The organism is Marinovum sp. 2_MG-2023, assembly GCF_030548265.1.
Taxonomy (GTDB): Bacteria; Pseudomonadota; Alphaproteobacteria; order Rhodobacterales; family Rhodobacteraceae; genus Marinovum.
Genome location: NZ_JAUOSD010000010.1, coordinates 155,029 through 165,671, shown reverse-complemented (window position 1 = coordinate 165,671; position 10,643 = coordinate 155,029). Strand labels below are relative to the sequence as shown.

Annotated in this window: 8 protein-coding genes; all 8 read right to left on the bottom strand. The window is 59.8% G+C overall.

The annotated features are described in order from the left end of the window. Positions 1–202 precede the first annotated feature (202 nt). Positions 203–2,227 carry an FAD-dependent oxidoreductase gene (locus tag Q4577_RS13275; protein ID WP_303469702.1) on the bottom strand — a complete coding sequence of 675 codons (2,025 nt, stop codon included), beginning with the start codon at positions 2,225–2,227 and terminating at the stop codon, positions 203–205. A 493-nt stretch (positions 2,228–2,720) separates the two neighbouring features. Next, on the bottom strand, positions 2,721–3,464 hold the full coding sequence (locus Q4577_RS13270) for an IclR family transcriptional regulator (protein ID WP_244690584.1): 744 nt from the start codon (positions 3,462–3,464) through the stop codon (positions 2,721–2,723). 299 nt (positions 3,465–3,763) lie between these two features. Beyond that, entirely contained in the window at positions 3,764–3,955 is a 192-nt protein-coding gene (locus Q4577_RS13265) for a DUF2783 domain-containing protein (protein WP_303469701.1), read from the bottom strand. A gap of 13 nt (positions 3,956–3,968) precedes the next feature. Then, positions 3,969–5,588 (bottom strand): FAD-dependent oxidoreductase, encoded by a 1,620-nt coding sequence (locus Q4577_RS13260; protein ID WP_303469700.1) that lies wholly within the window; start codon positions 5,586–5,588, stop codon positions 3,969–3,971. Positions 5,589–5,673: 85 nt separating this feature from the next. Beyond that, positions 5,674–6,624, bottom strand: a complete 951-nt coding sequence (locus Q4577_RS13255) for an MBL fold metallo-hydrolase (RefSeq protein ID WP_244690578.1) — start codon at positions 6,622–6,624, stop codon at positions 5,674–5,676. Positions 6,625–6,840: 216 nt separating this feature from the next. Further along, positions 6,841–8,082: a Tm-1-like ATP-binding domain-containing protein gene (locus Q4577_RS13250; RefSeq protein WP_303469698.1), complete on the bottom strand. Its 1,242-nt coding sequence runs from the start codon at positions 8,080–8,082 to the stop codon at positions 6,841–6,843. Between the two features lie 244 nt (positions 8,083–8,326). Beyond that, entirely contained in the window at positions 8,327–9,679 is a 1,353-nt protein-coding gene (locus tag Q4577_RS13245) for an aspartate aminotransferase family protein (RefSeq protein ID WP_303469697.1), read from the bottom strand. Continuing rightward, complete coding sequence (locus tag Q4577_RS13240) at positions 9,676–10,353, bottom strand: HAD-IA family hydrolase (RefSeq protein ID WP_303469696.1); 678 nt, start codon at positions 10,351–10,353, stop codon at positions 9,676–9,678. Before Q4577_RS13240 ends, Q4577_RS13245 begins: the two co-directional genes overlap by 4 nt. Positions 10,354–10,643 lie beyond the last annotated feature (290 nt).

The window sequence follows — 10,643 nt, the reverse complement described above, 5'->3', positions numbered from 1 at the left end:
CCGATCTCCCTTAGTCTTTTGGGGGAGAGTGACATTCCTGAATTGCTCATGGGTGACATTTTAGCTTTGCGGCTACACGCCGCGACGCTCATAATTGGAGTTATGTTAAATCTTGAATGATCGGTCCCTTCGAAACCATCCCCAGGGTCGACAGTCATGCATGATTTCACGGGTCAACGCCCATCGCTGAAGGATCTAGACGTTACCTAGGTTTTTCCAGCTTGAACGGACCGGCGCCGCCATGGATCAAATCCTTTGCGATCCGGTGGCCGGAGTGGACCGCCGCCTGGATGATCCCGGGAACGAGGCTGTCGCCGGCCAGGATGCCTTTGGCTGCTGACTGAGATTGCGTGAAGCTGTCAAAAAGCGTCTTGTTTGGACGCCGGGCCCCGACAAAGACCAGTGCGGCGGCGTCGAAGTGCCGTTCGCTGTCAACGGCATAGGCGTCTTCGACCGTCACAACGCCGTTGCGATAGCCGCTGAGCGTGCTGTTGACATGAATGGGAATGCCCAGCGACTTGAACCGCCCGACGATGCTGCGCTGCTCCAATGTATGGGCGGTCCAGGATGCAACGCTGGCCAGCGGCGTTACATAGCGCACCTCGCACCCTTTGGCGCGCAAAAGTTCCGCGAGGACGCTGGCCATATAATTATGCTCGTCGTCGTAAATGACGGCGGGGCCATCCGGCACCCTGCCCGCGATAATATCATCAGGCGTCAGCACAGTCGTGCCCTCGGCCCAGGTGACCGGATCAAAATTCGACCGCCCCACGCCATCGCCACGCCAGGACGCGCCGGTGGCAAAGACGATGTTGTCCGCGCCGAAATCTTGCAAGTCATCGGTGTCGAGCGGGCTGGAGGTGAAGATGTCGACATTGCCCATTTGTTGAAGGTTCCACAGGCGGTAATCAATCACCCGTCGATAGGCATGCATCCCCGGCAACCCACCTTCGAGCCGGGCACGGCCGCCAACCTCTTCGGCGGCATCGGCCAGCGTCACCTGATGCCCGGCCTTCGCGAGGGTCAGCGCACATTCCAACCCGGCCGGACCGGCCCCGATGATCAGGCTGTTTTCCTGTTTCTCGGCCTTGCCGACGATTTCGGGATGCCAATTGCGTTGCCATTCCTCGCCGATGGTGGGGTTCTGGGTGCAACGCAGCGGAACACCATAGGAATCCATGCTGACGCACACATTGCACCCGACGCATTCGCGAATTTCCTCGATCCGGTTTTCCTTGATCTTGTTCGGCAGAAACGGATCCGCGATCGAGGGCCGGGCACCGCCAATAAGATCAAGCTTCCCGGATTTGATCACCGACATCATCGTGTCCGGTGACGTGAACCTGCCGACACCGACAACCGGCTTGTCGGTAATGGTTTTGACGAACGAGGTAAATTCAAGCTGATAGCCCTGTTCGGTGAACCGCGATGTCGCCGAATCCGCGGACCAGCCCGAAATGTTCACGTCCCACAGATCGGGGAGGTTGGCGAGCATTTCGATCACCTCCCGGCCTTCTCCGTCAAAGGTCAGGGCATGTTTCGCGCCGGGTTCATGGACGCCGAACCGCAGGGCAACGGCCCGTTCCCCAGCCGCAACTTCAAGCGTGTCTTCAAGAACTTCGCGCAGCAGCCGCACCCGGTTTTCCAATGACCCGCCGTATTCGTCGCTGCGGAAATTGGTGCGGCGTGACAGGAAATTCGACAGCAGGGAAATATCGTGCGCAGCATAGACATAGAGGATGTCATAGCCGACATCCTTGGCATTCTGCGCGGCCATTTTGTGGGTGCGGCGAAATTCGCGGATGTCGGATTTGTCCATCGCACGGGCCTGCACCGGCAATTCGGCGCGCAGGATCGGCAGGTCGGATGGGCCGATCACCGGAACCCCGGTGACAAAGTTTCGCGCCCGCATGCCCCCATGTGCCAGTTCGATCGCCGCGAGGGCGCCATGTTGCTTGATGGCCTCAACCTGCTTTGCATGCTGATCCAGATAGACATCATCCCAGATCCGTTCGATCGGATGGTTTGCCATGTCGGAATCCTGGCTGACCTCGGTGATCTGGACCGCCACGGTGCCCCATCCGCCCTCTGCCTTCATCGCCCGAAGCGCGGTCGACCCTGCGGGGAGCGCGAAACCATGGCCCGTTGCATGCGGCGCGGCGAAGAAACGGTTCGGGGCTGTGACCGGCCCAATCTGGACGGGTTCGAACAAAAGATCGTAGTTCATGATTGGGCGCTTTCCGTTCTAGATGGATCAATATTATCACCGATGGGTATTATATTGGCTATCTTTCTGAGTTTTGTCAATCGACGCCCATGCATTTTCCCGCGCACTACCGTGATGGGGTCTGACCTGAGCGGCCTTTACGTCATGTTTGACCAACCGTATTTCGACCGCCTGAGCGGCGCGCGCAGGCCAAAACTGCACACCGTCAATATCGACGGGAGCAGCGCGAAAGACATAAAACCTTCAGAGACTTAAACCCAATCGACCGTCAGTCGCGCCGCCCGCATGAACGCCAAAACCGGCCACAACCCAAACGGCCATGGCGCACAGTGGAACTGGTCATGCTCGGTCAACTTTGGCCGGGATAAGGCCCATTCCGGGATCGGGGCGCAGATATATGCGCATCCGCACGGCGGGGCGTTACGCATGTCGCAGCCGGTGACAATGTCAGAAGCTGAAATCGCCAGAAAGCGTTGGAAACCTCAAGCCCGCCTTAAAGCCCGGTCAAAGCGGTCTCAAGGCGAGAGACCGCATCCTTCAGCAGCGGCAGCAGCTCGTTGCGGCGCGCGTCGGTCAGGTCATTTTTCGGGAGCGCGAGCGAGATCGACCCCGCCGGGTCCGTCGAATCCTGAAAGAACGGCATCGCAATGCTGGACACATCGTTTTCAAACGTGTTCCGAGTATGGGAATAGCCCTGCGCCTTGAATGTCGCGATCAGCTTTCGCAACTCGGTCTTTGAGGTCACTGTCGCCTCGGTCATCTTCTCGCGGGACAATGAAAGGACGGTATTGACGGTCTCCTCCCTTGCAAAGGCGAGGAATGCCAAGCCAGAGGCCGTCGCATGGAAATACAGGGTCTGAGAGGGGACGATATTCACAACGTGACCACGGTTCGGAAGCCGATGCGCAATTGTTGTCATCCCGAGCGAACCCGGAATGCTGATATGCGCGGTTTCATTGGTCATTTCGACCAGCCAATCGGCCACTTCCTGGGCGGCGCGGGCAATCGGAACTGTCGCTTCACGAATGCGGGCAAGCCGCAGAAAACCGTGCCCCAGACGATACTTGCGCGTTTCAGCCGCCTGTTCGATAAAGCCGTGCTTCGCCATTGCCACAAGCAAACGGCGCGTCGCGGCCTTGTCCAGCCCGGCCATTCTGGACAATTCGCTCAGGCCGATTTCCGTGTTCTCCATAGAGAACTGATCCAGAACCGAGAGAGCCTTGTCGACTGTTTTCATGTCATCCGTCCTGACGCTTGCGTGCAGGGCAGATTAGCATGAACACCTTTGTTGTCTATAGTGTACCACGCCATTGAACCGCCATACCGGCGGCGAAAACAATGTTTTGGTTTGGCGCGTCTCGTGACCCGATCATCTGTGCTCTATGACCCTGAATCAGCCGACGTTTCCGATTTTACGGCAAGGCGCGCGGCGAGGCACGCGATAAGTTCGCCAAACCGCCGCCGCACAGGCACGCGGCGGCCAACCGCATCGACCGCTGCGTGCCAGATCAGGATCGGGCGTGGGGGGCGCGCGGCTCAGACCTCAGCGGCCAGGGTGATCGCCTGTTCCAGCACGTCCGGGTCGCCGACATGATTGGCCAGGATCAGGACAAGCCGGGCGTTCAGCGCGTCACTCTCTGCCTTGGATTTGCCGTCATGGGCGGCCAGAAGCCGGGCATAGAAATCGTCCGGACGCGCGATATTGGGCGCTTTGTTCAGCGTGCTCATCGGTGTTTTCTCCTCAGGTCCGTGCGATTGCGGTCTTCAGTGCCGCCGTCACCTCTGCCGCGTCATAGCTGTCCCATCTGGCGGCCACATGCTGGTCGGGACGCATCAGATAGACGGCAGAACCGGCATCGCCCAGATAGCGATCAGCCAATTCCGGGTTGCCGGTCGCGGTCAGCGCAAGGCGGCGCAGCTCGATACCGTCAACGGTCAGCACCTCTGGCGCCTCCGCGTCGATGCACAGCAGTTGGAACCCGCTGCCAAGCATGTCGAGCAACCAGCCATCGCCAACCGGCGCATCGACCATCGGCGCGCCAACGCGGGTACGGTCGGGACCGCCCGCCAGCCTGTCAGCACCGTTCAGAGACAGCCCGTCATAGACACAAGGCACCGACAGCCGACCAGAGTTCACCAGCGGCCGTGCGAAGGCTGCCTTGCCCGCGAGGCCCAGCACCGCATCGCGGAAGATCTTGCTGATCTCGGACTTTGGGGTGATGAAATCGGTGGCGCGGGTGGAATTCAGGATGTTTTCGTCGGCACCATGGACCCGCTCCTCGGAATAGCTGTCAAGCAGCGCCTCGGGGGCCTTGCCCTGCACCACAAGCCCCAGTTTCCAGCCGAGGTTGTCGGCGTCCTGCATGCCGGAATTTGCCCCGCGCGCCCCGAAGGGCGAGACCTGATGCGCGGCATCGCCAGCAAAGAACACGCGATCATGGCGGAACCGCGCCATCCGCTTGCACTGAAAGGTATAGATCGAAGACCAGACAATTTCGTAGTCAACGGGGCCGAGGAAAGCGTCGAGCCGGCGGCGGATGTTTTCCTCTTTCATCTCTTCCTTGCGATCAATGTCCCAACCGATCTGGAAATCGACGCGCCAGACATCGTCAGGCTGTTTGTGCAGCAGCGTCGAGGCACCCTCGCCGTGGCTTGGTTCGAACCAGAACCAGCGTTCGGTCGGAAACTGGGTGTCGCCGGTCATGCGGATGTCGGCAATCAGGAAACTGTCCTGAAACACCTTGCCGGTGAAATCATGCCCCAGACGGGTGCGCAGCGGCGAATTGGCACCATCGCAGGCGACCAGCCAATCGGCCTCGATCTTGTAGGGTCCGTCTGGCGTCATCACCTCGAGCACGACATGATCCTCCTGCACCTCGATCCCGTCTACCCGGTTCTTGCCACGCAGTTGGATTGGCGCGCCTTCGGCCTGCAAATCGCGCAAGCGGTCGACCATGAACCGCTCGAAATATGGCTGTTGAAGGTTGATGAAGGCCGGATATTTATGGCCTTGTTCGGGCAACAGATTGAATTCAAACACCTTGTCGTCGCGGTGAAACACCTTGCCGAGGTTCCAAACGATCCCCTTTTCAACCATCGGAGCCGCACATCCATAGCGGTTGGCGATTTCCAGACTGCGCTTGGCGAAACAAATGGCGCGGCTGCCTTGGCCGATGCCTTCGTGGTCGTCAAGCACCAGCACAGGCACGCCCTGCTGGCCGAGGTCAAGCGCCGTTGCGATGCCGACCGGACCGCCGCCGACAATCACGACGGGGTGGCGCACGGCCTCTGATTTGTCCTGATCGGGCGACTTTTCATAGGGATAGATCTTGTGGGCCAGTGAATATCTGTCGTCGAACATATCTCTCGTCTCCTCCGTGAGAGGTGTGTTGCAGCGCCGCCGACCGGCTGTCAGCTCATGACAACCGGCGGGTCTTTTTGGGGGGTCAGCTTTGCAGCGCTTCCCACATCGCCACGTCGCGCTCTGCGGTCCAGATCCGGGGCGTGTCGATGCCGCGGGCCTCGTCATAGGCGCGGGCAACGTTGAACGGCAGGCAATGTTCGTAGATCGCGTAATCCTTGAACTTCGGATCACAGGCCTCGCGCACCGCGTCCCAGGCATCTTTGAGGCTGCCGCCCTTCGCCGCAACCTGTTTGGCCGGGAGATAGGTGGAATTGACGAAATCGCGGGTCGAGGCGATGGCGGAATCCACCGCGTCGCGACCGATCAGCGCGGCGCCACGTCCCGGTGCGATGCTTTGCGGGTCATAGGATTTGACCGCGTCCAGCGTGCCGCCCCAATCCTCAAAATGGCCATCACCGCAATAACAGGCCGAGTGATCCTCGACGATGTCACCGGTGAACATGGTCTGGGCATCGGGCACCCAGATCACGCTGTCACCGGCGGTATGGGCGCGACCGATCTGCTTGATCTCGACCTTGCGGTTGCCAAGATAGACGGTCATCTGATCGTTGAATGTGGTGGTGGGCCAGGTCAGGCCGGGGATGCTTTCGTGGCCTTCGAACAGGCGCGGAAAGCGTTGGAATTCGCTGTCCCAGTCTTCTTGCCCGCGTTCGACCACCATGGCGCGCGCCTTGTCGGACATGATGACCTGCTGCGCATCAAAGGCCGAAGCCCCCAGCACGCGAACGGCGTGATAATGGGTCAGCACCACATGGCTGATCGGTTTGTCGGTGACGGAGCGCACGCAATCAATCACCTTGTTTGCAAGGCGCGGCGTGGCCTGGGCCTCGACGATCATCACGCTGTCGTCGCCGATGATGACGCCGGAATTCGGATCGCCCTCAGCGGTAAAGGCATAGAGCCCTTCGCCAATCTCGGTAAAGGAAATTTCCTTTTCGGTCATGTCCCCTTGGGATGCGAACGCCTTGGCCATGTCAGTCTCCTTGGTCAACTGGTCGGTGGATGGGCCCGGGGCATGGCCCGGAGAATCGTTGCTGTCGAAACAGCTTTTTTATCGTTGCATTCGCAATGAATGTCAATATCGTTTCACTTGCAACGATTGTGCTTCTGGACTCTGGCCCGACTTGTGCAAGTGCTCTCTGACGCAGGGCCGGCAACGTTGCGCGGCCTGTATCAACCGGGCGCAGGATCAACGCCCGCCGGTCTTGATGGTTCCATCCGCAATCCAACGGTCAAAGATCTGCAAAACCGCATCGACAAAGGCCTGGTCGTTGATGTGACAGTCGAGTTCCGTGAACTGGATCGGATCGGTCATCTGCTGGCGCATCTCGTCGCAGAATTCGCCAAAGGCCTCGGGGTCATGTGCCTCCTGACCTTCGCGGTCCCATTCCTCGATCCCGCCATTGGTCAGGATGACATGGGCGGGCGTTTCAGACGCCTTGAGCCGCTTTGCGATCTCGCGCGCGGTTTCCCGGCGTTCTTCGGCATTGAGGGCGGAACATTTGATCAGGCGGTTGTGGGCGTGAAATGGACGGTCCCGGTATTGTTCAGGGATCTCTTGCCATCCGGCAAAGTCGATCAGATCCAGACAGCCGGGCGCCACGATCTGGGGAATGCCCGCCCTGCCGGCATTCATCATCCGGTCGTCGCCGCCATTGATCACCGATCCCGCCAGCAGATTGCCCAGTTCCGGCAGGGCGAAATCCATGACGCAGGCAAAACCACCGTCACGCGCAACGCTTTCATATGCCATCCCGCCCATGCCGGTTGCGTGAAAGATTGCGACCTCGAAACCGCGTTTCTCAAGCTCTGGCTTCAGCTTTTTCATGTATTTCAGACAGGACGAGCCGAGCGACGTCATCCCCACCATCGGGCGATCCTGTGTCGGCGGTTCAACCGCCCGCGCCGCGCCAAACACCGCGCCCGCCGCCTGGCTGAGCGACGATTTACAGACCGAGTTCAACCCATAGAGCCCGCCGGCCCAGAGGATCATCTGGATGTCTGCCGACAACCGTTGCGGTTCGATCAGCGGCGAAAACGACACGGTCGAGACCACATATTTCGGCACGCCAAGCGGCAGCCCCTGGCAGATATCCAGCGCAACATCGGTGCCCATCGTCCCCCCAAGCACCACGACGCCGTCAAACCTGCCTTCGGCGTGCAATTTGCGCGCCAGAAGACGCGCGCCTTTTGCCATGATCTGCATGGCGGTGTTTTCGTCGCCGCTGTCGATGGCCGCCTGGATCGAACTTCCGCCCGCTTCGGCCACATCATGTTTGGACAGGTCGGTCGGGTTTTCAGGATCCCCCAGAACCGAGATATCCATGCTGAGGGTGCCGCCGCCCATGGCGCGGACCCGTTCAACCATATATTCCAATTCGTCGTTCTTGGTGTCGTAGGTGCCCACCACCAGTATCGTTTTGTCAGACATGTGTTTCCTCCCTGTCGTGCCTGTCGCGCGGCATCAGCCGCGCATGATTTTGCCCCCGGGGTCGCCGCACGGCGCAAGCCGCGCATTGGTTGGGTACTGTTTTCCTGGGATCTGGACCTCGCTCCCGCCTTCTTCGATCCGGACCGTTGATGCCCCGTCGTGCCACGTCATCCCGACGGTGCCGCCGCAGATGATGACGGCGGCGGCCTGCTTCGGGATGGGCGTATGTATTCGACGCCCGTTTTCACGCCGCGGCCAAACCAAGATCGAGCGCCGCAAGAATCTGGTCGGCATCTTCTGCCGTCAGCACCAATGGCGGCGACAGGATCAGGTTGGGCCCGGACACCCGCACCATGACGCCGTTTGCATGGGTTGTGTCGAACACCCGTTTGATCCGGCCCGGTTCCAGCGGCTTTTTGGTGTCGCGGTCAGAGACCAGTTCGAGCGCATTCATCAGGCCCGCGCCGCCCCGCACATCGCCGACGATCCCGTGCTTGTCCTTCAGCCCCTGCAATCCCGCCATCACCTGCGCCCCGCGCGCGGCGGCATTGTCGTTGACCTTCAACCGCTGGGTTTCCTTGAGACAGGCAATCGCGGCGGCGGCCCCGACCGGATGACCGGAATAGGTATAGCCGCTGGCGATATTGGCTTTGCCGGTCTCGTCACCTTCGAAAGTTTCTGCGATGTGATCGGCGATCATGACCGCGCCAAAGGGGAAATAGCCGTTGGTGATCGCCTTGGCGGTCACGGAAAAGTCCGGCTTCACCCCCCAATGACGGCACCCCGACCATGACCCGGTGCGCCCAAAGGCGGTGATGACCTCATCCGCGATCAACAGGATGCCATTGCGGTCACAGATCTCGCGCACGCCGGGCATGAAGCTGGCATGCGGCGGGATGACCCCGCCCGCGCCCAGCACCGGCTCCATTATAAAGGCGGCAATCGTACCGGCGCCCTGAAACGCAATCTCGTCTTCCAGTGCCGAAAGGCAGAGTTGCGCCAGCCGCTCTGGATCGGTTTCGTTGAACGGGTTGCGATAGGTATAAGGCGCCGGAATGTGGAAACAGCCCGGCATCAGGGGTTCATATTGGGTGCGGAAGTTGGAATTCCCGTTGACCGAAGCCCCGCCCATATGCGTGCCATGATAGCCCTTTTTAAGGCTGAGGAACTTGGTGCGCCCCGCCTCGCCCCGGACCTTGTGATATTGGCGCGCCAGCCGCAGCGCGATTTCGACGCCGTCCGACCCACCAGAGGTAAAGAACGCGCGGCTCAGCCCATCGGGCGCAAAGAAGTCGCGCAGCATGTAGCTGAGTTCGATCGCAGCATCGTTCGAAGTGCCGCGAAAGGTCGAATAATAGGGCAGCTGCTCCAGCTGGGCGGCAATCGCCTCTTTCACCGGCGCGCAGGAATACCCGAGGTTCACGTTCCAAAGACCGCCCACCGCATCAATCGTCTCGTTGCCATCAATATCGACAATGCGAACGCCCTTGCCGCCGGTGATGATCTTGGGCGGGTTTTTCAGGCTGTCCGCCGGATGCGACATCGGGTGCCACATGTGCCGGGCATTGTTCTCTTTCAGAAAGTTTTCGTCCTTCATCGCTTAATCCTTTCATACAACCCAAGAAGGCGTTCCGCCTCGGCAAAACTCTTCGCCGGGTTCATTACGTCAAAATGCACAGTGGCCATGCCGACGGCCTTTGCGCCGTCGATGTTGCGGCGTTGATCATCCACAAACACACAGTCCTCGGCAGGCAAACCAAGGTCGGCGATCAAAGCACGATAGGCCGCGCCAGCCGGTTTCAGGGTCTTGGTATAAGTCGCGTCGTGGATGACATCGATGTCCGGCAGGAAGGACAGCTTTCCCCGGAACGCCGCGCCGTAGAACAGGTCAAGCTCGTTGGACAAGATGGCCGTCGGACATGCCGCCGATTTTACACGCGCCAGCGTTTGCAGAAATTCCGGGCGGATCACCTCATCCGGGACGTCGCCACGGGCCGCGATCAGAAGATCTGACATCTTTGTCCAGCTTTGGCCGATCAAGGCCCCGGTTTCCCGGGACCGCGTCAGCCAATAATCACGCTCTGAAATCTCGTCGGCCTGCATCGCAACCCAAAGAGGGTCTGTTTCCGGCGCAAACGGGCCCTGCCAGGTCAATTGACCGGGCATAAGACCAAGTGCGCGTTCGGTGTTGGCATGGGTTTCGAACAGGGTCTTGGAAATGACCCCGCCAAAGTCGAGAACGAGCGCCTTGGTCTTTTTTTCTTGCTGCATGGTCATCCTCTCTTTGACGCGGCGCAGACGCCCGCGCCGTGAATTGTGCCGGAAGTGATTCGAAGCGATCCCCCCGGCATCGGCGGGCGATTTGCACACACAGGATGCCCTTTCCCTATGGTCACGCGTCCCGACCCGCCAATGTACGAGGATTCAAATTCAGCAATTCCAATGGCTTGCATGTTTTCCCGTCGCCCCCTCCAAGCATGATCGTTTGTCATCATCGCCTCCCAAGGCCCGATCGACTGTTGCTCCTTGTTGACAGATGTTCATTTCTAGATCAACATATT

Coding starts and splice junctions, on each gene's coding strand:
- Q4577_RS13240 (WP_303469696.1), bottom strand. CDS start 10,353: ATGCAGCAAGAAAAAAAGACCAAGGCGCTCGTTCTCGACTTTGGCGGG.
- Q4577_RS13255 (WP_244690578.1), bottom strand. CDS start 6,624: ATGGCCAAGGCGTTCGCATCCCAAGGGGACATGACCGAAAAGGAAATT.
- Q4577_RS13250 (WP_303469698.1), bottom strand. CDS start 8,082: ATGTCTGACAAAACGATACTGGTGGTGGGCACCTACGACACCAAGAAC.
- Q4577_RS13270 (WP_244690584.1), bottom strand. CDS start 3,464: ATGAAAACAGTCGACAAGGCTCTCTCGGTTCTGGATCAGTTCTCTATG.
- Q4577_RS13265 (WP_303469701.1), bottom strand. CDS start 3,955: ATGAGCACGCTGAACAAAGCGCCCAATATCGCGCGTCCGGACGATTTC.
- Q4577_RS13260 (WP_303469700.1), bottom strand. CDS start 5,588: ATGTTCGACGACAGATATTCACTGGCCCACAAGATCTATCCCTATGAA.
- Q4577_RS13275 (WP_303469702.1), bottom strand. CDS start 2,227: ATGAACTACGATCTTTTGTTCGAACCCGTCCAGATTGGGCCGGTCACA.
- Q4577_RS13245 (WP_303469697.1), bottom strand. CDS start 9,679: ATGAAGGACGAAAACTTTCTGAAAGAGAACAATGCCCGGCACATGTGG.